This is a genomic window from Actinoplanes sp. NPDC048988, from assembly GCF_043197815.1.
Lineage (GTDB): Bacteria > Actinomycetota > Actinomycetes > Mycobacteriales > Micromonosporaceae > Actinoplanes.
Map to the genome: position 1 here is coordinate 111,025 of NZ_JBICTW010000012.1, position 20,427 is coordinate 131,451.

Here is a 20,427-nt window from a genome sequence, read left to right on the forward strand (position 1 = left end):
GCGGCATGCCGTTCAGCGGAGGCGCTGCCGGACACCGACAGCGGTAAGCGCCGACACCAGCAGGAGCGTCGTCGCGGTCACGACCGTGCCGGGGCGAGGTCCGTCGGGCAGGAGTCCCATGTAGTCGAGACCCCCGACATCGTTGATCACCAGGTACCAGAGCAGTGGGTAGACGGCTTGGAAGAAGCGTTGCGTCCGGCTGATGACGCCCAGGGCCAAGGCCAGCGCCGGGATGAAGAGCGCCCCGGCCAGCCACTCCGCGAGGCGACCGTCCACCGCCATGGCGAGACCCGGACCGATCCCCACCACGGCTGTCAGCGCGACACCGCTCAACCATTGCGCCAGCACGCGGACCACCGGCCCGGGGCAGGCATCGAGCAACCCCTCGGCGCCATGCTCGCGGGCTTGGCAGCCGAGCCGTGACCAGATCAGCACCGGCCAGATCCATGCCGCCGCGAGAAGCCCCGACGACGCTGCCGGCGCGGCAATACCGGCCACGACGAGCGCCAGCGTCGCGAGCCACCACCACTTCGATACACCGCCGATGAGAATGCGTACCTCACCGACGACCACCCGCCCGAAGCCCCATCCACGCCGAGCCGGACCGCCTTCGAGCTGGGCCAGCCGGGTGATGCCCGGAACCTGCACGGTGGTAGCGGGCGGCTGTGTCACGTCAGGTGGTGCGATCCCGGCGGTCAGTGCTGCTCCGTGATCCGGCGGCGTCATGGTGAACCGGGGTGTGCCGGTGTGGCGGCGAGCCCGGTCGAAGCGGTCGAACCAGAAGGCCGGCAGCAGAGCGACGGCAGCAGCCAGAGTCACCAGCAGAAGACGCTGGGCGGCGAAAGCCGCCGTGAAGTCAACACCGGACCAGGGGACCGGGCGGGGTGGACTGTCCAGGTACATCAAACCGAGCGCCAGGTCGGTGACTTTGAACCCCTGAGCGGCCAGGTCGCCGCGCAGGGACTCGGCGAAGGCGTTGACGCCCAGGCCGCCCAGGGGAGCGTTCCCCGATTGACCTGCGATGACGGCGACCAGAGACACGAAGAGCCAGATGATGTTGCCCAGACCGCCACGCAGCACAGGCGTGGTCTCGAAGACGATCGCCGCCGCCGCGCACACCGCCAGCACGGGCAGGGTGCAGAGCAGGAACGGTGTCAGCAGGGCGACCACGTCGACGGCGCGGGACTCGCCACGCGCCAACTGCATGGCCAGCGCGGCGACGGCCAGTGCGGCGGCCATCGAGGCGAGCACCAGGAAGTTGCTGAGGAACTTGCCGATCAGATAGTCGACGGTACGCATCGGGGTAGCGGCCAACAGCTCGCCCACACCGGTCTGCCGGTCACGGGCGACGGCCGTACGTATGACGTAGAAGCCCCCGGCGGAAAGCCACAGTGCTCCGGCCAGCGCGGTGACAGTACCGACGTACGCGCTGTTGTAGACCCCGCGGTAGGAGCCGGCGTTGACGATCGTCCAGTGGTCGCCGGCGGCCGGCACGGCGAGATAGCCGAGCCCGACGGCCGCGAGAAGAACGATGGCGTAGGCCGGGCGTCGCGCCCGCTCACGGAAGTCGGCGACAGCCAGCGCGGCCCACGTCCCCGGCCTCATCGGACCACCTCGCGGACGTCGCCGATCACGGCCAGGTAGGCATCCTCGAGGTCGGGCCGGATCGACACGGCATCGGGCGCCGGCGGATCGGGGGAGAGCAGCCGGAGCCGCACACCCTCGGCCGTACGCACCATTCGGCTGACCGTGTGCCGGGCCTGGACCGCGGCAAGTGCCGACGGCGGGACGATCAACTCCCACACTTGGCCGGCCACGGTCTGCACCAGATCGCCCGGACTGCCCCGGCGGAGGACGCGTCCGTGGGCCACGATGGCGATGTCACCGGCCACCGACTCGATATCGGAGACGATATGGGTGGACAGCAGCACGAGCCGGTCGGCCGCGAGCTCGCTGAGCAGGTTACGGAACCGGACGCGCTCCTCCGGGTCGAGACCGGCGGTGGGCTCGTCGATGATCAGCACCCGTGGGTCGGTCAGCAGCGTCTGCGCTATGCCCACCCGGCGCAGCATGCCGCCCGAGTAACCGCCGAGCGGGCGCTTGGCCGCCTCGGTGAGATGCATCAGTGTCAGCAGCTCGTCGATACGGGCGCGGGCCACCCGGGCGGACAAGCCCTTGACCGCTGCCAGGTAGGACAGGAACTCCCGCGCGGTCAGGTGCGGGTAGACGCCGAAGTCCTGCGGAAGGTAGCCGAGGCGGCGGCGGAGCACATCGGGCCTGGCGACCACGTCAGTGCCCTCGAACAGGACCCGCCCGCTGGTCGGCCTCGTGACGGTGGCGGCCACCCGCATCAGCGACGACTTGCCGGCGCCGTTCGGGCCCAGCAGGCCGAGCACACCAGGACCGAGGCTCATGGTCACCCCGTCGACGGCGCGCTTGCCGCCCCGGTACACCTTCGTGACATCGATCAGCTCGAACATCAGTGTGCCTTCCGAACCTGAGCCGTGCCGTCGCTGCCGGCAGCCACCTCGACGGCGCGCTTGCTGGCGGGGTCGCTGCGCAGACCCGGACGGCCGGGCCCGGCGACCCGATAGGTCTCCGGGCCGGCGGGCAGGACGACGTCGACCGACCCGCCGGCCCTGGCTGACACGTGCTGGGGTGCGGTGGTGAAGCTCAGGCGCACCCGGCCGTCGCGGGACGACACCACGACGTCGGCCGAACGGGCGCCGATGACCTCGGCGTTCAGCCCGGCGTCAAGCCGGAGAGGACCGGACGGACTCTCGACGCGGACCCACGAGTCGGACACCGTCGCGGTGAGGGCGGCGTCGAGACCGACCGCCCGGACGGGGGAGTCGCTGGTCACGGTGACGGCGACCCCGGGCGGCACGGCCACGACGTGCCGGCCGCCGCAGTCGGGGACGAAGCCGCTGCACGTGACGCGCAGCTGGAGAGTGTCGTCGCTGAGCGACCAGGCGGCGTTACCGTCGACTGTGGCTTTGCCGGTCAGCGACCGCTGCACCACGACAGCGTCGCCCGTGCCGGCGACGAGCCGCAGGTCGCCGCCGTCGTTATCGATGATCAGTCGTTGGCCGTCCAGGGCGAACTCGTGCCGGTCCTCGTTCGTTTCGTCGATCGCGCCCAGGTCGGCGCATCCGGTGAGCGATGCCAGCAGGAGCAGTGGGATCAGAGGCGTGAGTCGCATGTGCTCACTGGATCATCGGGCGGGCATGCCGGGCACTACGGCTAGGCACCGGAAAAGAGTATGCCTAGCCATACCGCGCGGCGGCGCGCCGACAACTAGCGTGAGCCAGATGTCGACGCCACACACCGCGCTGGAAGCGGTCACCCGCCGCCGATTCCTGGCGTCCGGGTGGCCCTGGCGAGCCGTTGCCTACATGCTGACCACCGGCCCGGTGGCGGCCCTCGTGGCGGTTCCGATGGTGCTGCTGGGCCTGCCGTGGGCGATCCTGCTGCGGCGGGTCGTGACGTGGGACGATCCGCCGCTCGCCTCGTTGGCCTTTTTACTACTGGGTGGTGGTCTGCTGGTCGTGGGGCTCGGTCCGCTGGTGGCGGTGCCGACTGCCGCTCTCGAACGGCGACGGCTGGGCTTGGTCGACACCAGGCCCGTGCGGTCGTCTCATCGTCCGGCGCCGGGGTCGGACCCGGTCGGCTGGTTGCGCGTCCGCTACACCGAGGCCGCCACCTGGCGCGCCCTCTGTTACGCGATCCTGCTGGTCGGCGCCGTGCCGGTCTGGTACGGCGCGGTGCTGATCCTGCTGGTGGTCGTCGCGGTGGCGGTGGCCGGCCCGTTCCTCGTCGACGGCCACAGCGCGGTCTCGCTCGGCGTCGGCACCGTGACGACGGTCAGCGACGCTCTGCCGTGGGCACTGTTCGGTATCACGTTGCTGCCCGCCGTGCCCTATCTGCTCGCTGCCACCGCCGGGGCGCACGCCGCGGCGGCGAGGCTCTTGTTGTCCGCGACCACCGGTACCGATCTGCGGGCCGAGCTGACCGCTGTGGAGCGGTCACGAGTGCGGCTCGTCGACGCTTTCGAGGCCGAGCGCCGTCGCATCGAGCGCGATCTGCATGACGGCGCCCAGCAGCGGCTGGTCAGCCTGACCTTGCAGCTCGGGCTGGCCCGCGTCGATCTGCCGGGCGACTCGCCCGCCGCTCAGGCCGTCGCGGGCGCGCATGAGCAGGCCAAGTTGCTCATGGCCGAGCTTCGCGAGCTCATCCACGGCATCAGGCCACAGACCCTGACCGAGCTCGGCCTGCCGGGAGCGTTGCGGGAACTGGCCGATCAGGCTCCTCTACCGGTACGGGTCCGCGTCGATCTGCCGGCGCGACCGCCGCCCGGCGTCGAGTCGGTGGCCTATTTCGCGGCGGCGGAGGCGCTCACCAACGTGTTCAAGCACAGCCGGGCCACGACCGCCGGTGTGACGGCCGCCGAGGAGGACGGCGACCTGATCGTCGAGATCCTTGACGACGGCCGGGGTGGGGCCGATCCGGCTCTCGGCACCGGGTTGACCGGCCTGGCCGACCGGGTGGCGGTCGCGGACGGACGCATGCTGTTGTCGAGCCCGCCGGGCGGGCCGACCCTGATTCGGGTGGAGATCCCTTGTCGACCGAGCGACCGATTCGAGTAGTCCTGGCCGAGGACGGCGTGCTCCTGCGGGAGGGGCTTACCGGGCTGATGGGCCGGTTCGGCTTTGACGTCGTGGCGGCTGTCGGCGACGCGGTTGCGCTCCGCGCCGCCGTTCGGGAACACCGGCCCGACCTCGTGCTGACCGACATCCGGATGCCACCGTCCTTCACCGACGAGGGCCTGCGGGCGGCGGTGCAGCTACGGCGCGAGTATCCGGGGCTGGCCGTCGTGGCGCTCAGTCAGTTCGTGCAGCAGGGGTATGCGGCCGACCTGCTCGACTCGCATGGTGGGCGAGGCGTGGGCTACCTGCTCAAGGATCGGGTCGTCGACGTCGAGGAGTTCGTCGCCGCCGTGCGGCGGGTGGTCGGTGGCGGCACGGTCGTCGACCCCCAGGTGGTGCGGCAACTGCTGCGCCGCCATCGCGATCCGATCGTTCAACTCTCATCACGGGAACGCGAGGTGCTTGCGCTGATCGCCGAGGGGCAATCCAACGCCGCCATCGCCCGCACGCTGGTTCTCTCCGATCCGGCGGTCGGCAAGCACGTCGGCAACATCCTCGCCAAACTCGACCTGCCGCCCACCGACGACACCAACCGGCGGGTCCTCGCCGTCCTGGCCTACCTGCGCAGCGACTCGACGCACGACAGCTAGATCACCGGAGGGTCAGAAGACTCGGACGGCGGCTTCGGCGGGGGCCGCCAGGAGGGGTTCGATCTCGTCGTCCAGGCGTACCAGCGTCAGGGAGGCGCCGGCCATGTCCAAGGAGGTGCAGTATTCGTTGACGTAGCTTCGGCCGATGGTGAGGCCCTGGTCGGCCAGGCGCTGGTGGGCTCGGCGGTAGAGGATGTAGAGCTCGCTGATGGGGGTGCCGCCCAGGCCATTGATCATGAGGGCTACGCGGTCGCCGGATTCGTAGGGGAGGTCGGGTACCACGGCGTTGAGCATGTCGTCGACTATCTGGTCGGCTGTGGCCAGCTTGCGGCGTTCGCGGCCCGGTTCGCCGTGGATGCCTACGCCGAACTCGATTTCGTCGGGGCCGAGCTCGAACAAGGGCGAACCCTTGGCCGGTGGGGTGCAGGCGGTCAGGGCCACGCCCATGGTGCGGGTGACGTCGTTGACCTTGCGGCCTATGCGGAGGAGGTCGTCTATGGAGGCGCCCTGTTCGGCGGCGGCGCCTACCGCTTTGATGACGAAGAAATTGCCGGCTACGCCTCGGCGGCCGACTGTGTAGAGGGAGTCCTGGACGGCTACGTCGTCGTTGATCGTGAGGATTTCGCAGCGTACGCCGTCGGCCTCGGCCATCTCCTTGCCCATGTCGAAGGCCATGCGGTCGCCGGTGTAGTTGTTCACCAGGAGGAGGACGCCCTTGGGGGAGGCCAGTAGCTTCGCCGTCTCGTAGACGTAGTCCATCGGCGGGGCGGCGAAGACGTCGCCGGGGCAGGCGGCGTCGAGCATTCCCTTGCCCACCGCCATCACGTGGGCCGGCTCGTGTCCGGAGCCGGAGCCCTGGACGATCGAGACCTTCGACTCCGACGGGGCGTCGGCGCGCATGATCAGGTTGTAGGCGGGGATGTACTTGAGGGTGTTCGGGTTGGCCAGGGCCACACCCTCGAGCATTTCCGGGACGTAGCTCTTCGGATCGTTCACGAACTTCTTCACGACGCCGCTCCTTGCTTCCAGGTCTCGCTGATCCGTTCGGCGATGACCGCCACCGCCATGGCGCCGGCGTCGACCGAGCCTCTGCTGCGTTCGCCGGTGTACGCAGCGCGTCCCCGCTTGGCGACCATGCCGCTCGTGGCGTCCGCGGCCTCCCGGGCGGCGGCCGCCGCGGCGCGGACCGCCTCCTCGGCCGCGGCGCCCTCGCTCAAGGAGAGAGCGAGACGATCCGTCAACGGCACCAAGGCGTCCAACAGCGTCTTGTCGCCGACGTCGGACTGCCCGCGCGCCTTGATCCCCTCGATGGCCGCCCGCAGCATCGCGACCACCAGATCGGCGGTCACGTCCGCGTCGGCCGCGGCTGCGCCGGCTCGGAGGAAAGCGGTACCCCAGATCGGGCCCGAAGTGCCGCCTATGCGAGAAGCCAATGTCATTCCGGTGCGTTTGAGGAAAGCTCCCGAGGAGGAACGGTCCAGGTCGGTCCAGGTTTCCTGGAGCTTTTCGAAGCCTCGGGCCAAGGAGTAGCCGAAGTCGCCGTCGCCTACCACCGAATCCAAGTCGCCGAAGTATTTCTCGTTCTCCAGGGCCGTTTCGGCGATTGTTCGGACCACCCACTCGGTGCGTTCGATGGTCATGGGGTTCCTCCGGGAAGGCAGGCGCGCAGGTCGTCGAGGGTGATGAAGTCGCCGATGTGGGCGGCGGACCGGTTGGCCAGCACCTCGATCGGGGGGCGGCCGGGGTCGCCCAGCTCCGAGACCACCAGCGTGGCCTCCGTGAAGTCCTCGTCGCGGGTGTAGCCGTTCACCGTCACCAGGCAGCCGAGTCCGGCGCCCGTCGCGGCCAGCAAACCGTTCCGGGAATCCTCGACGACCAAGGTGTCGGCCGGCGACAGGTTCAGCCGGTCGATCGTCAGCTGGTAGATCGCCGGGTCCGGCTTCTTCGCCGGCACCACGTCGCCGGCGAAGACCGGCACCGTGTGGGGGCCGATCGCGTTCTCCAGGACCGCCCGTACCGACTCCTCGGCCGACGTCGACGCCACCGCCACCGTCCAGCCCTCCGCCTGGGCCGCCCGGATGACGCGCGCTATTCCTGGGCGGGGCGGTATACGGCCCTCCGCCACCAATTTCCTGAAGGCCGCGGTCTTGGCTTTATGCCAGGTCACCAGCTTTTCCGTACGGTCGGAGTCGCCCACCGCCGCTGCGAACGCCGGATCGTCGAACAGGCTCGCCATCCGTTCCTTGCCGCCGCCGATCCGTAACTTCTCGGCGTACTCCTGTTCGCTCCAATGGGCCGGCAGGCCGAATTGTTCGAACGTCGCGTTGAACGCCGGCAGATGCCCGTGGCGCTCCGTGTCGGCCAGAACCCCGTCGCAGTCGAAGATCAGGGCGGTCACCAGGCCCGCCCCGCGCTGCCGAAGAGGCGGATGTGCCGCCGGGCCATCTCCATCACCGCGGCCCGCTGATGCCGGAACAGTGCCGGCGGATCCCACTTGCTCCGCTCGGCGGCCTCCCTCAGGAACGCCAGACTCGACTGCATGTAGCTCTCCTTGAGCGCCGTCGAGATGTTCACCTTCGCGCAGCCGCGCGCGATCAGGTCCTTGAACTGCTCGTCGGACAGGCCGGTACCGCCGTGCAGGGCCATCGGCACCCCGGTCGCCGCCACCAGATCGCTGACCCGCCGCGCGTCCAACGTGGGCGCCTTCTTGTACTGGCCGTGCGCGTTGCCGATGGCCGGCGCGAAACAGTCGACACCCGTACGTTTGATGAAGTCGACCGCCACCTCCAGCGACTGGATGCGGGACGCCTCGTCCGAGCCGATGTCGTCCTCGACACCCTGGATGCCCTCGATCTCGCCCTCGACATGCGCGCCCGCGCGCCTCGCCTCGGCGACCACCTCCGTGGTCTGCCGCAGGTTCTCCGCGACGTCGAGTTCATGCGCGTCGAACAGCACCGAGTTCCAGCCTCCGGCCAGGCAGTCCGAGATGACCGTACGGTCGGGGCAGTGATCCAGGTGCAGGGTCACCGGCACGTCGGCGTCGCGGGCGAGCGCGTGGACGATGTCGTGGAGCTGCCTCCGCCCGTACATCGAAACGGTCTTGACCGAGGTCTGCAGGATGACCGGCGCGCGCTCCTCGACGGCGGTCGCGACCACCGCCTCGACGCTCAGATCGTTGACGATGTTGAAGGCGCCGACCCCGTAACGGCCGGCCAGCGCGCGATCGAGGATCTCTTTCATCGGCACGACGGGCATGAGCCCAGTCAAGCCACCGATCACCCGGTCGCGGTATGGGGTGAATCCCCCACGAGCCAGCCGCTTTCCAAAGCGGTGACGACGGCGGCCGTACGGTTGCGGGTGCCCGTTTTGCGCAGGACCGCGCCCACGTGTTTCTCCACCGTCTTGGGGGAGAGCCCGAGCCGCGACGCGATCTCGCGGTAGGTCAGGCCCTGCCGCATCAGCTCGACAACTCCCAGCTCACGGGAGGTGAGGGGCGCCGGGGCGGCCGGCGGAAGACCGGGGCTTGCGAGCTTGGCCGTACGGACGAGGGCCGCGGCCGCCGCCTGGGTCAGCGTCTCCAGATCGTCCACGTTCCGGGGCGAGAAGGCCGGCGCGAACGTCACGCTCACCGCGACCACCTCGCCCCGCCACCAGATCGGCACGGCCGCCGCCGAGCCGCGCCGCACCCGGTCGGCCGAGACCAGATGCCCGGAGCGCAACTGCCCGTACTCGGGGATCACCACCGGCCGGCGGCGGCCGAACGCCCGCCCGGTCGCCCCCTCGTCCAGCGGAAACGTGTCGCCGAGGCGGCAGAACGCCCCGTACTCGGCGGCCTTGGTGTAGAAACCGCCGGCCGCGTCGATCAGCGAGACGCTGCCCGCGGCCGACCCGGTGAGCCGCGCCGTGTGCCGCAGCAGCCGCCGCAGCACAGCCTCGAGCCGCAGGTCGCCGTAGACGTCGGCCACCGCCTCCGCAAGCCGGAACTCCTCTCCGGGAGCCACCCGCCGAACATAGCGCACCGAGCGCCGTATCCCCTGATCGAACGGCGTCTGATCGTCCTGTGCGGCGAGCACACGTACGGGGAGGACACGCCGCCGCCCTCGGCGCCCCAGCCGAGGACCGATAGGCTCGGCACATGGGCGTACGGTTCGAGATCCTCGGCCCGGTCCGCGCCTACCGCGACGCCGCTCCGGTGGACCTGGGACCGCCGAAACAACAGGCGCTGCTGGCCCTCCTGCTCCTGAACGCCGGCCGCCCGGTCCCCCTACCCCAGATCATCGCGGCCCTCTGGAACGGCGACCCACCCCCGAACGCCACCGACGCGGTCTACCGTTTCATAGGCGGCTTGCGCCGAGCCCTGGGCCCGTCCGTGATCACCCTGACCGACACCGGCTACGTGGTGAACCCCGCCGAGAACGCCCTCGACGCCACAGCCTTCAAAGCCGCGGCCGCCAGCGGCGACGCCACCCGAGCGGCCGCCCTCTGGCAGGGCAACCCGTTGTCCGGCCTCACCGGCCCGGTCTTCGAGTCCGCCCGCACCCACCTCAACGAGGAACGAGCCCGCCTCACCACACAGCCACCCACCGCCCCGGCCCGCTCCGCGGCCGCTTCCTCCCGCGAAGAGCCTGCCGCTTTCCCCCGCCCCGAGCCCGCCTCTACTCGCGCCGAGCCGTCGGCCTTCACCCGCGCCGACCCCGGGGCCTTCATGGGCGCCGAGCCTGCGGCCTATGCCCGCGCCGAGCCCGTCGGCCCGGGTGCCGCTCAGCCGTCGCCCATCGCTTTACGGCGCACCGAGCACGCACCCGGCCGCGGCAACCCCACGCACCTCGAGCCGCTGCCCTCCCATCCCGGAAGCGCCGAGCCGCCGCCTCTCGACCCGGCGCGCGTTGAGCGCCCCGCGCTCGATCCCACCCGTGTCGAGTCCGCGCGCCTCGATCCCACCCGGGCCGAGTCCGCGCGCCTCGATCCCACCCGGGCCGAGTCCGCGCGCCTCGATCCCACCCGGGCCGAGTCCGCGCGCCTCGAATCCATCCGGGTGGAGTCCGCGCGTCTCGGATCCACCCCTGTTGAGCCCTCGCGATCCGAAGCCACTCGCGTTGAGCGCCCGCAAGCCCAGTCGAATGGCGAATCTCGGGCGGAGCCCTCTTACGCCGAGCCGGTCGATCCGTGGGACGGGCACGACCTCTTCCCGCCTACGATTCCGTAGCCGCATTCCGCGACATCGTTGTCAGCGGGCCGTGGCGGGGCGGGCCGTAACGGGGCGGAGTTGTCTTGCGTCCGGACATGGAGTGTAGGGAGCGGTCGGCCCCGGCGGCGACATCGTCGTCAGCTCGACCGCCGTGGATCCTTGCGGTCATGCGGCCTGGCCTGGCTTGGGCGATTGCCGGCCGGACGGCGACATCGTTGTCAGCTCGACCGCCGTGGGGATCGCGTGCGGGATCGCGAAATGGTCGTCAGCTCGACCGCCGTGGGGATCGCGTGCGGGATCGCGACATGGTTGTCAGCTCGACCGCTGTGAGTCCTTGCGGTCATGCGGCCTGGCTGGGCGACTGCCTGCCGGGCGGCGACATCGTTGTCAGCCGGGCCGCCTTGGGTCCTGTCGCTACGGGCTGTGGCCTGGAGCGCATGAAAACGTCAGCGGGCTGTCGGGGCTCTGCTGTGGAGCGGGGCAAACGGGGTGTGCACCGCCGGCGACATCGTTGTCAGGGTGGGGCTGAGCAGGGTGGAGGGCGGGCGGGACGCGATTGATCGAGATGAATTACTCTGGCTCCTATGAAGAAGCTGGGACATGCCCGTGCGGCGGTCGCGCTGGTGGCCGTGGCCATGATCGCGGTCGGTGGCTGCGCCAAGAAGGACACCGGGAGTACCACTGAGAGTGGCGTCGCGCTGGTGAAGTCGGGTGCGCTGACCACGTGCACGCACCTTCCGTACGCGCCGTTCCAGTCGAAGGACGACAGTGGCAAGGTTGTCGGCTTCGATGTCGCGCTCATCGATCTCGTGGCTACGAAGCTGTCGGTGAAGCAGGAGATCGTGGACACGCCGTTCGAGGGCATCAAGTCCGGCGCCGACCTCAACTCCGGCAAGTGTGATGTGGCCGCGGCCGGTATGACGATCACCGATGAGCGGAAGAAGGTCATCGACTTCTCCGACCCGTACTTCGACGCCACGCAGGCGCTCGCCGTGCAGACCGGTAAGGAGGTCAAGACGCTCGAGGAGCTTGTCGGCAAGCGGCTCGGCGTGCAGGGCGGCACCACCGGTGAGGAGTACATCAACAAGCAGGTCAAGGAGAAGAACCTCAAGATCGAGGTGGTCTCCTACAAGGACCTGGCCGCCTTGCAGCAGGCGCTGGCCACCAACCAGGTCGCGGCCGCCGTCAACGACCTTCCCGTCTGGAACGAGTACATCAAGGCCAACCCGGGCAAGGTGGTCGTCGCGGCCGGCTTCGACACCGGTGAGCAGTACGGCTTCGCGGTCAAGAAGGGCAACGCCGAGTTGCTGAAGGCCGTGAACGACGCTCTTGCGGCGGCTCGGTCGGACGGGACGTACGACAAGATCTACAAGGAATGGATCGGCGAGAAGCCGGCCAGTTGATGAAACTCAGCCGCCGCCGGCGACAGCGGCTCGTCCGCGTCGCCGGCTACGCCGTCTTCCTCGCGGCCGTTCTGGTCGTGATCACCGCCGCCGACTGGGGTCGGCTGTCCGACGCGTTCTTCCGGGGCGACGTCGCCCGCGGCATGTTCCCCGAGGCGATCACTGTCGCGCTGCGCAACACGATCATCTACACGTTGCTGGCCTTCGTCTTCGGCCTGACGATGGGGCTCGTTCTGGCGCTGATGCGGCTCTCGTCGATCCTGCCGTACCGGTGGGCCGCCACGGCGTACATCGAACTTTTCCGTGGTCTGCCGGCTCTGCTCGTGCTCTTCATGGTCGGCTACGGCGTACCTCTGGCCTTTCCCGATCGGGAGATTCCGGGCGGGGTGTACGGGTCGGTGACCGTCGGCCTCGGCCTGACCGCCGCCGCGTACATGGCCGAGACCATCCGCGCCGGCATCCAGGCCGTACCGAAGGGTCAGCTCGAAGCCGCACGGACCTTGGGCATGTCGCACACCCGGGCGATGATCTCCATCGTGCTGCCGCAGGCGTTCCGGATCGTCATCCCGCCGCTCACCAACGAGATCATCCTGCTGACCAAGGACACTTCCCTGGTGTACGTCCTGGGTGTCACCCCGGCGACGATCGAGCTCACCAAGTTCGCGGGCGACACCCTCAACACCAAGGTCAACCCGACGCCGCTGGTCGTGGCCGGGCTGCTCTACCTGGTGATCACCCTGCCGCTGTCACAGGTGGTCCGCGCGCTGGAGCGCCGGGCCGCGAGGGAGAGGTGAGGCGACGATGTCGACCATCGAGATCAGTGACCTGCACAAGTCGTTCGGCAAGCTGGAAGTCCTCCGCGGCATCGACCTGAAGGTGGAGCCGGGCGAGGTCGTCTGCGTGATCGGCCCGTCCGGTTCGGGCAAGTCCACGCTGCTGCGCTGCGTCAACCTGCTGGAGGAGCCGACCGCCGGCTCCATCCGGGTGGCCGGTGTCGAGGTCACCGACCCCGACACCGACATCGACGAGGTACGCCGGGGCATCGGCATGGTCTTCCAGCAGTTCAACCTGTTCGGCCACTTGACCGTCCGCGAGAACGTCACGATCGCGCAGCGCCGGGTGCTGAAGAGGGGGCGTACGGAAGCGAACCGCGTGGCCACCGCCAACCTCGACCGGGTCGGCCTGACCGACAAGGCCGGTTCCTACCCGGCCCAGCTCTCGGGCGGCCAGCAGCAGCGCGTGGCGATCGCCCGGGCGCTGGCCATGGACCCGAAGCTGATGCTGTTCGACGAGCCGACCAGCGCCCTCGACCCCGAACTGGTGGGCGAGGTCCTGGCCGTCATGCGCGGCCTGGCCGCCGAGGGCATGACCATGCTGGTGGTCACCCACGAGATGGCCTTCGCCCGCGAGGTGGCCTCCCGCGTGGTCTTCATGGACGCCGGCGTCATCGTCGAACAGGGCCCGCCGGCGGAGGTCTTCAACAAACCCCGAGAGGCCCGTACGCGGGAATTCCTCCACCGGGTTCTCGAGCCCACCCGAGTCAGCGAAACGGAGATCGGCGCCCACCTGACCGACTAGAGCGAGGCGTTCCGGTCGGCGCCTGGACCGGGTAGGCGATAATCTGGGCTATGTTCGCGAAGCGGATCGTCACTGTTCTGGCCACGCTGCTCGCCGTTCCCGGCCTGGGCGCCTGCGGCGGCACGGCCACCGACACCCGCCGCGACGAGCCGGCCGCGATCGCCCCGGTCCCCGCCTCCGGCGTCCGCACCGTCGGCCGCGACCTGCAGGCCGGCGCCCCGGCGGCCGTCGCGCCGAGGAACGTGCCGGCCGCCTTCCCGCTGCCGCCCGGCAGCCGGGTGACCAGCCTGTCCGACCCCGAGTCCGGCGCCTCGTTCGTGCTGAGCGCGCCGGACCCGCAGGCGGTGCTCTCCTTCTACCGCCGGGAGCTCTCCCGCGGCGCCTTCACCCTGCTCGCCGACCGCGCCGCCGCCGAGACGACCAGCCTGGCCTTCCGCCAGGACCAGGGCTGGGCCGGTACGGTCTTCGCCACCACCCACCGCGTGACAGTGGCCGTCAAGCGCGCTTAGGAAACGGTGACCGTGATGGTGTGCCATCCGGTGGCGCCGCTCGGGAACGGGGTGGCGCGGTCCTCGGTCTGTACCGCGCCCTCGCCGTCGGTGGCGCGGACCGCCAGGGAGTGCGGCCCGGCCGTGGCCGGCCAGCTGTAGCGCCACTGCACCCACGTGTCGACCGAGGGCACCGGTAGCAGCTCGGCCCGCCGCCACGGGCCGCCGTCGACGCTGACCTCGACCTTCGAGATGCCCCGGCGCTGGGCCCAGGCCACGCCGGCGACGGTGACCGGGCCCGCGGCGAGGCGGGCGAACGGGCGCGGCTTGTCGATGCGGGAGGCGGTGCGGACCGTGCCGGCCCGGGCCCAGCCGCGCTTGACCCAGTAGGCGTCGAACGCGGCGAACGTGGTCAGCTCCAGCTCGCTCACCCACTTGCAGGCGCCGGCGTACCCGTACAACCCGGGGGTCAGCATGCGCACCGGGAAGCCGTGCTCGGGCGGCAGCGGCGAGCCGTTCATGGCGACCGCCAGCATGGTGTCGCGGCCGTCGAGCGCGGTGGCGACCGGCGTGCCGATGGTCATGCCCTCGGCCGAGCGGGCCACGATCTGGTCGGCGCCATCCCGCAGGCCCGCTTCCCGCAGCAGAGGGCCCAGGGGTACGCCGAGCCAGCGCGCGGTGCCGATGTAGGGGCCTCCGACCTCGTTGGAGACGCAGTTGAGGGTGATGTCCCGCTCGATCAGCGGCCGGCGCAGCAGGTCGTCCAGGGAGAGCCGCAGCTCACGGTCGACCAGGCCGTGCACGCGCAGCGACCAGGTGCCGGGGTCGATCCGCGGCACGGTCAGCGCGGTGTCGACGCGGTAGAAGTCGCCGGTGGGGGTGGCCAGGCCGGGGTTCGACGGCTTGGCCGCCGACGCCGGGGCGGGGAGCCGAAGGTCGGTGCGGGCCCGGCCGGTCGTCCGCCGGACGACCAGAGCGCCGCCCTCGGCGAGCACCGCCGCGCCCGCCACGAGCGCCGCGCCCCGGAGAAAGGCGCGCCGGTCGCCGCTGGGTGCGGGCGTTGTGGTGGGGCGCGAGTGCAGCAGCCACCACAGGGTGGCGCCGGCGATGGTGGCCGCCAGCAGGGACGGTATGGCGTCGGGGAGCGTGCCGGCGGGCCGCGACAGAGCCGCGGCCGCGCCGGCCAGCCCGAGCACCGCCGCGCCGGCCGCCACCAGGGCGCGGCGGTGCAGTCCGAGGACGCCGGTCAGGGCGGCCAGCCCGGCCAGGACCAGCCCGACCGCGCCGAGGAGCACCGGCTTGTCGTTCGTGCCGAGCTCGCGTACGGCGAATTCCTTCACCGCCGTGGGTGTCGCGTCGATGACCGCGCCGCCGACCGCCACGAGCGGCCCGGCCCCGGGCCGGGCCGCGGCCGCGAACAGTTCCGCGACCGCGATCCCGAGCCCGGCGGCGAGCACCCCGGCGGCGGCGCCGCGCAGGTGGCCGCGCATCAGCTCTTCGGCATCAGGACGGAGTCGATGATGTAGACGTTGGCGTTGGCCGTCTGCACGTTGCCGCAGATCACCGAGGCCGCGCCGTTCACCTTGAAGTCGGTGCCGGAGCCGGCGACCATCAGGTCCTTGCCCTCGAGGGTCTTGTGGTCGCCGGCCAGGTCGGCCGGGGTGAGCTTTCCGGGCACCACGTGGTAGGTGAGGATGTCGGTCAGCGTCTTCTTGTCGGCCAGCACCTTCTTCAGGTCGGCCGACGGGATCTTGCCGAAGGCGTCGTTGGTGGGCGCGAAGACGGTGACCCCGTCGGCCGAGTTGAGGGAGTCGACCAACCCGGCCTGCTTGACCGCCGAGACCAGCGTCGACAGCAGCGGGTTGCCGGACGCCGCGGTCGCGACCGGCACCTGCGCCATCGCCTGGAAGCTGCCCTTGTTGGCCGGGTCGGCCGGCACGGCGGCGCAGCCGCTGCCGAAGTTGACGTCGGCCGCCATGCTCGGCGCCGCGCTGGTCATGTCCGGCGCGGCGCTGGTCATGGTCGGCGCGGCGGCCGAGGCGCCGTCGGTGGAGTCGTCGTTGCCGCAGGCCGCGAGCGAGATGGTGAACAGGGTCGCCGCGGTGAGGGCCACGAGCTTCGGTGCACGCATGAGTTTTACTCCTCCGGATCGGGTTCGTACACCTTTGATTCGGAACAGGTCATGCGCCGGATTGGTCGGAACTCAGGTTAATTTCACGAGCGCCTCCAGCGGGGTGGTCGGGGTGACGGAACTCGGTGCCCGCTCGACGCTCACGCCCACCGCGGACGAGCCGGGCAGGCCCTCGACGATGCGTACGGTCGCCGACTGGCCCACGCCGAGCGCGCCGGCCGAGGCCGGGTCCTGTCCCGAGCGGATCGTCCAGAGCTGGTAGACCCGTCCGCCCGCCGGCGCCGCCCCGGCCGCCAGCATGATCACGCCCGCGTCGTTGAGCCGCGAGGTGGCCACGGTGACCCGGCCCCCGCTGTTCAGCGGTTCCTCGCGGACCACCAGGTCGGGCGCCGTGAGGATGGCCCGGACCCGCGCCTCGCTCGCCCGCGCGGCCACGGCGGCCGCCCGCTCGTCGCGTACCCGCTGGTCCTGCACCTGATAGACCGCCGTTCCGGTACCGGCCGCCAAGAGCACCGCGGCCGCCGCGGCCACGACCGGCCACCGGCGGCGGGCGGCACGCACCCGGGCCGGCGGGCCGAGCTGACGGGTGTTGCGGATCTCGGCCCGCACGCTCTCCCGCAGCCGGGGCGGCGGCACCGACCAGGCGCCGTCGGCCAGCCGCGCGCCGGCCTCCCGCAGTTCGCCGACCTCGGCCCGGCACGCCTCGCAGTCGCGCAGGTGCCGCTCGAAGGCGGCCCGTTCGAGGTCGTCGACCGCGTCCAGCACGTACGGCCCGACGAGGGTGTGCACCTGGTCGCTCATGCCACGGCTCCCGTCGTGAGGCAGTCCCGCAGGCGGATCAGCCCATCCCGCATCCGTGTCTTGACCGTCGGTAGAGGCGCCCCCAACAGCTCCGCCACCTGCGGATAGCTGTGCCCGTGGTAGTAGGCCAGGGTGACCACCTGCCGTTGCAGCTCGGTCAGGCCGTCCAGGCAGTGACGCACCTGACGCCGTTCCAGCCGCACCGCCACCTCGTCGGCCACCTCGTCGAACGGCGTGTCGATCGCCGCCGCGCCGGCCTTGAGGGTCCGGTCCGCCGCCGCCTGCTCCGACCGCACCCGGTCGACCGCCCGGCGGTGGGCGATCGTGAAGACCCACGCGGTCGCCGACCCCTGGGCCGGGTCGAAACGGGCCGCCGAGCGCCACACCTCCACGAGCACTTCCTGCGCGACCTCCTCGGCCTGCGCCGGGTCTCGCAGCACCCGCCGGATCAGCCCGTAGACGCGGGGCGCCACCAGCTCGTACAGCCGGTCGAACGCCTTTTCGTCGCCCCGGGCCACCGCGGCCAGCAGGGTGCCCGCGTCCGGTTGCGGTTCCGGCCCGGGCACCGCTGCCAGGTGCTCCGGGCGGCGGCCGATGCCGCGCTCTGCCATGGTGTCGCCTCTCCGCGGATCGAATCTTCCAGAAAGCGATTCGGTGCCGTGGCTCTCGCGGATGGGTCCGGATTCAGACCGGGGCCATCACGCCGTACAACTCCCGGAGCTCCTCCGGGGTGACGGCCTTGTCGAAGTGCCAGCCCTGGCCCAGGCTGACGCCGAGCGTGGCCAGGGTGGCGGCGTCGGCGGCGGTCTCCACGCCCTCGGCGACCACGACCGCGTTCACCGCGCCGGCCAGGTCGGTCAGCGACCGGACGACCACCGGCAGCACTCGGTCGTCGCCCAGGCCGGTGACGATGCTGCGGTCCAGCTTGATGACGTCGGGGCTGGTCGCCACGATGTGGCGCAGCGACGAGAAACCGGCGCCGACGTCGTCGATGGCCAGGCGCATGCCCAGCGCGCGCAGCGGTGCCAGTACGGCGTGCAGCGCGTCGTAGTCCTCGACCGGGTCGTGCTCGGAGAGCTCCAGCACGACGCGGGCCAGCGGCATCGCGGCCAGGGTCTCCTGGCACGGCCCGGTCAGCAGGGTGGCCGGGGAGACGTTCATCGCGACGTAACCGGAGACCCGCTCCAGGTGGGCCGCGGCCGAGCGCAGCGCCTGGATCTCGAGCCGGTCCCGCTCGCCGATCAGGTCCGCGTCGGCGAAGCAGGTGTCCGGAGCCGCGTTCCACTGGCGGGGGAAGCGGCTCAGCGCCTCGGCGCCCACCCGGCGGCCGGTGGCGAGATCGATGATCGGCTGCAACAGGACGGCCGGGCCGCCGGCGTCGATCAGGGGCAGGAAGCGCTGTTCCAGCTCGGCGTTGCGGCGCCGCTTGGTGATGTCCGGCTCGATGATGACCGCGGCGGCGTGAGCCAGCACCGTCATCAGGGCCTCGTCCCGCTCGGAGAGCTTGTCGTCGGCGGTGAAACCGCCGGCGCAGAACGTGCCGTACACGCTGCCGTCGCTGAGGACCACCGGCACCGAGATGAAGCTGCGGATGCGTGGCATCCGCGCCGCCGGCAGTTTCATCGCCTCGGGGAAGTCCTTGACGTTCGGCATGACCGAGGGCAGCCGCCCGTCCCGGATCGCCTGGCAGAACGACGTGTCCTGGGCCCGCTCGAGGCCGTCGAGGACGAACTTGGGAAGCGGGGTGTCGACCACCTCGAGGTGCTGGGTGGTCCCGTCCATCCGGCTCAGGAAGGCGAAGTTGAGGCCCAGCGACCGCCGGGCGGTCCGCAACAGGCCGGCCACCTGCTCCGCCGCCAGGTCACGCTGTTTCATCACGGGCTGCTTGATCGGCCGGGAGACGGGCGACTTGAGGAGTACGAGTCGTGCCGCGCGACGAATCGATCGTCTTCATGTTGTCGGCCGGGCCAAAGACAAGCGGGGCGGGTGATCGGCAGTCTTTCGGCACACGCAGCACGTGGAGGCACTATGAAGGCTTTGCGATGCGCGGCCGCGGCGGGAGCTGTGGTGCTCCTGGCCGCCTGCGGTGACGACGGCGGCGGGGCGGGCGGGGGCCGGCCGGTCGACGGCAAGACGTTCACGATGGCGGTGGCGGGTGACCCCGGCAACCTCGATCCGCATTTCACCTCCCTGTCGGTCACCGGGCAGGTCGACCGGTTCCTCTACGACTCGCTGCTCGGCTTCGAGCCGGACGGCAAGACCCGGGCCGGGCTGGCCGAGAAGTGGGAATCGACCAGCACGACCGCCACGTTCACCCTGCGCAAGGGTGTGACCTGCGCCGACGGGACACCGCTGACGGCGGCCACGGTCGCCGCGAACATCACCTTCGTGGGCGACGCCAAGAACTCCTCGACCCGGATCGGCCTGTACGTGCCGGCGGGCGCCAAGGCCACCGCCGACGACACGGCCGGCACGGTCAGCGTGACCTCGCCGACCCCGGACGCCTTCCTCGAGCGCAACCTGGGCGCGCTGCCCATCGTCTGCGCCAAGGGGATGGCCGACCGCACCCGGCTGAAGCAGTCGTCCGACGGCACCGGCCTGTACACGGTCGCCGAGGCCGTGCCGGACGACCACTACACGCTGACCCGCCGCAAGGACGTGACCGGCCCGGTCGGCCTGCCGGCGAAGGTGGTCGTCCGGGTCATCACCAACGAGACCACCACGGCCAACCTGGTGCTGTCGGGGGAGGTCAACGCGTCCCGCTTCACCGGGCCCGACAGCCAGCGGCTGCAGGGCGACGGCTTCCTCAAGCGCGACGTGCTGGCGCCCACCGGCGAGATCTGGTTCAACCAGAAGAAGGGCCTGTCCACGGCCGACCCGGCCGTCCGCACGGCGCTGGTCCAGTCGCTCGACCTGAAGCAGATGCAGCAGGTCTTCACCAGCGGCCGCGGCGCCGCCCCGACCGGCCTGGTCGTGCCGGCCAACACCCCGTGCAAGGGCGACAACGTGACCGGCAACGTGCCCGGCTTCGACGCGGCGGCGGGCAAGGCGGCGCTGTCCGGCAGAGCCCTGAAGCTCACCGTCGCCTGGGGCAACACCGGCGGCCCGGGCGCGCAGGCCGCCGCCGAGCTGCTGCAGCAGCAGTGGCGGGCCGCGGGCGTCCAGGCCGAGCTGAAGTCGGTCACCACCACCCAGGTCGGCCAGATCGCGGCCGGGCAGCTCGCCTGGGACGTGGCGATGTTCCCGATCGGCGTGACCCTGCCGAGCCAGCTGGTGCCGTTCCTGTCCGGCCCGACCCCGCCCGAGGGCGCCAACTTCGCGGCCTTCGACAACCAGGCGTACGCCCAGGCCGTCTCCGCCGCCCAGAAGCTGACCGGCGACAGCGGCTGCCCGCAGTGGGACGCGGCCGAGAAGGCGGTGATCAAAAACCTGGATCTGGTGCCGTACGCCAACTCCAACGTGCCGGTCGTCGCCCGCGGGGCCGCGCTCGAACTGACCGAGGGCGACATCGATCCGGCGTCGATCCGCATGCTGGGCTGACC

General features: G+C 71.0%; 21 protein-coding genes. 8 read left to right on the forward strand and 13 right to left on the reverse strand.

What is annotated here, in order from left to right; all coding sequences use genetic code 11:
• Positions 1 to 12 precede the first annotated feature (12 nt).
• From ACGFJ7_RS31030 to ACGFJ7_RS31040, 3 genes are read right to left on the reverse strand one after another with little or no spacing between them, the layout of a single operon-like run.
• On the reverse strand, positions 13 to 1,605 hold the full coding sequence (locus ACGFJ7_RS31030; RefSeq protein WP_392645259.1) for a hypothetical protein: 1,593 nt from the start codon (positions 1,603 to 1,605) through the stop codon (positions 13 to 15).
• Positions 1,602 to 2,480, reverse strand: a complete 879-nt coding sequence (locus tag ACGFJ7_RS31035) for an ATP-binding cassette domain-containing protein (protein WP_360260962.1) — start codon at positions 2,478 to 2,480, stop codon at positions 1,602 to 1,604. The genes ACGFJ7_RS31030 and ACGFJ7_RS31035 overlap by 4 nt, the downstream gene beginning before the upstream one ends.
• Positions 2,480 to 3,202 carry a hypothetical protein gene (locus ACGFJ7_RS31040; protein ID WP_360260965.1) on the reverse strand — a complete coding sequence of 241 codons (723 nt, stop codon included), beginning with the start codon at positions 3,200 to 3,202 and terminating at the stop codon, positions 2,480 to 2,482. Before ACGFJ7_RS31040 ends, ACGFJ7_RS31035 begins: the two co-directional genes overlap by 1 nt.
• Positions 3,203 to 3,311: 109 nt before the next feature.
• Here ACGFJ7_RS31040 and ACGFJ7_RS31045 point away from each other — a divergent pair, with 109 nt between their 5' ends.
• Together ACGFJ7_RS31045 and ACGFJ7_RS31050 are read left to right on the forward strand one after the other, a co-directional pair.
• Positions 3,312 to 4,646: a sensor domain-containing protein gene (locus ACGFJ7_RS31045; RefSeq protein ID WP_392645261.1), complete on the forward strand. Its 1,335-nt coding sequence runs from the start codon at positions 3,312 to 3,314 to the stop codon at positions 4,644 to 4,646.
• A gap of 47 nt (positions 4,647 to 4,693) precedes the next feature.
• Positions 4,694 to 5,296 (forward strand): response regulator transcription factor, encoded by a 603-nt coding sequence (locus ACGFJ7_RS31050; protein ID WP_360261095.1) that lies wholly within the window; start codon positions 4,694 to 4,696, stop codon positions 5,294 to 5,296.
• Positions 5,297 to 5,308: 12 nt separating this feature from the next.
• Here ACGFJ7_RS31050 and dhaK read toward each other — a convergent pair whose 3' ends face one another.
• From dhaK to ACGFJ7_RS31075, 5 genes are read right to left on the reverse strand one after another with little or no spacing between them, the layout of a single operon-like run.
• Complete coding sequence (gene dhaK, locus ACGFJ7_RS31055; protein WP_360260970.1) at positions 5,309 to 6,304, reverse strand: dihydroxyacetone kinase subunit DhaK; 996 nt, start codon at positions 6,302 to 6,304, stop codon at positions 5,309 to 5,311.
• Positions 6,301 to 6,936: a dihydroxyacetone kinase subunit DhaL gene (gene dhaL / locus ACGFJ7_RS31060; protein WP_360260972.1), complete on the reverse strand. Its 636-nt coding sequence runs from the start codon at positions 6,934 to 6,936 to the stop codon at positions 6,301 to 6,303. Before dhaL ends, dhaK begins: the two co-directional genes overlap by 4 nt.
• A complete protein-coding gene (locus tag ACGFJ7_RS31065) occupies positions 6,933 to 7,694 on the reverse strand; it encodes an HAD-IA family hydrolase (protein ID WP_360260974.1) in 762 nt (253 codons plus the stop codon). The genes dhaL and ACGFJ7_RS31065 overlap by 4 nt, the downstream gene beginning before the upstream one ends.
• The gene (locus tag ACGFJ7_RS31070) at positions 7,691 to 8,551 is read right to left on the reverse strand and encodes a class II fructose-bisphosphate aldolase (protein ID WP_360260976.1); all 861 of its coding nucleotides are present in this window, start codon (positions 8,549 to 8,551) and stop codon (positions 7,691 to 7,693) included. The genes ACGFJ7_RS31065 and ACGFJ7_RS31070 overlap by 4 nt, the downstream gene beginning before the upstream one ends.
• Before the next feature lie 20 nt (positions 8,552 to 8,571).
• Positions 8,572 to 9,297, reverse strand: a complete 726-nt coding sequence (locus ACGFJ7_RS31075; RefSeq protein WP_360260979.1) for a LuxR C-terminal-related transcriptional regulator — start codon at positions 9,295 to 9,297, stop codon at positions 8,572 to 8,574.
• Between the two features lie 134 nt (positions 9,298 to 9,431).
• Here ACGFJ7_RS31075 and ACGFJ7_RS31080 point away from each other — a divergent pair, with 134 nt between their 5' ends.
• The 5 genes from ACGFJ7_RS31080 (at position 9,432) to ACGFJ7_RS31100 (ending at position 13,974) form a co-directional block, all read left to right on the forward strand.
• A complete protein-coding gene (locus ACGFJ7_RS31080) occupies positions 9,432 to 10,502 on the forward strand; it encodes a winged helix-turn-helix domain-containing protein (RefSeq protein ID WP_392645264.1) in 1,071 nt (356 codons plus the stop codon).
• Between the two features lie 566 nt (positions 10,503 to 11,068).
• Positions 11,069 to 11,887 carry a basic amino acid ABC transporter substrate-binding protein gene (locus tag ACGFJ7_RS31085; RefSeq protein ID WP_360260984.1) on the forward strand — a complete coding sequence of 273 codons (819 nt, stop codon included), beginning with the start codon at positions 11,069 to 11,071 and terminating at the stop codon, positions 11,885 to 11,887.
• The gene (locus ACGFJ7_RS31090) at positions 11,887 to 12,681 is read left to right on the forward strand and encodes an amino acid ABC transporter permease (protein WP_392645266.1); all 795 of its coding nucleotides are present in this window, start codon (positions 11,887 to 11,889) and stop codon (positions 12,679 to 12,681) included. The genes ACGFJ7_RS31085 and ACGFJ7_RS31090 overlap by 1 nt, the downstream gene beginning before the upstream one ends.
• A gap of 7 nt (positions 12,682 to 12,688) precedes the next feature.
• On the forward strand, positions 12,689 to 13,465 hold the full coding sequence (locus tag ACGFJ7_RS31095; protein WP_360260989.1) for an amino acid ABC transporter ATP-binding protein: 777 nt from the start codon (positions 12,689 to 12,691) through the stop codon (positions 13,463 to 13,465).
• Positions 13,466 to 13,515: 50 nt separating this feature from the next.
• The gene (locus ACGFJ7_RS31100; RefSeq protein WP_392645268.1) at positions 13,516 to 13,974 is read left to right on the forward strand and encodes a hypothetical protein; all 459 of its coding nucleotides are present in this window, start codon (positions 13,516 to 13,518) and stop codon (positions 13,972 to 13,974) included.
• Here the strand turns inward: ACGFJ7_RS31100 and ACGFJ7_RS31105 are convergent.
• The 5 genes from ACGFJ7_RS31105 to ACGFJ7_RS31125 all read right to left on the reverse strand — a co-directional run bounded on the left by ACGFJ7_RS31105 (position 13,971) and on the right by ACGFJ7_RS31125 (position 18,760).
• The gene (locus ACGFJ7_RS31105; protein WP_392645270.1) at positions 13,971 to 15,443 is read right to left on the reverse strand and encodes a molybdopterin-dependent oxidoreductase; all 1,473 of its coding nucleotides are present in this window, start codon (positions 15,441 to 15,443) and stop codon (positions 13,971 to 13,973) included. The two genes, ACGFJ7_RS31100 and ACGFJ7_RS31105, sit on opposite strands and share 4 nt — an antisense overlap.
• Positions 15,443 to 16,084, reverse strand: a complete 642-nt coding sequence (locus ACGFJ7_RS31110; protein WP_360260995.1) for a fasciclin domain-containing protein — start codon at positions 16,082 to 16,084, stop codon at positions 15,443 to 15,445. Before ACGFJ7_RS31110 ends, ACGFJ7_RS31105 begins: the two co-directional genes overlap by 1 nt.
• A 72-nt stretch (positions 16,085 to 16,156) precedes the next feature.
• The gene (locus ACGFJ7_RS31115) at positions 16,157 to 16,885 is read right to left on the reverse strand and encodes an anti-sigma factor (protein ID WP_360260997.1); all 729 of its coding nucleotides are present in this window, start codon (positions 16,883 to 16,885) and stop codon (positions 16,157 to 16,159) included.
• Positions 16,882 to 17,496 (reverse strand): ECF RNA polymerase sigma factor SigK, encoded by a 615-nt coding sequence (sigK, locus tag ACGFJ7_RS31120; RefSeq protein ID WP_360261000.1) that lies wholly within the window; start codon positions 17,494 to 17,496, stop codon positions 16,882 to 16,884. The genes ACGFJ7_RS31115 and sigK overlap by 4 nt, the downstream gene beginning before the upstream one ends.
• 73 nt (positions 17,497 to 17,569) lie before the next feature.
• Positions 17,570 to 18,760, reverse strand: coding sequence for an EAL domain-containing protein (locus ACGFJ7_RS31125; protein ID WP_392645273.1), 1,191 nt, complete (start codon positions 18,758 to 18,760; stop codon positions 17,570 to 17,572).
• Positions 18,761 to 18,913: 153 nt separating this feature from the next.
• Here ACGFJ7_RS31125 and ACGFJ7_RS31130 point away from each other — a divergent pair, with 153 nt between their 5' ends.
• The gene (locus ACGFJ7_RS31130; protein WP_360261006.1) at positions 18,914 to 20,425 is read left to right on the forward strand and encodes an ABC transporter substrate-binding protein; all 1,512 of its coding nucleotides are present in this window, start codon (positions 18,914 to 18,916) and stop codon (positions 20,423 to 20,425) included.
• Positions 20,426 to 20,427: the final 2 nt, after the last annotated feature.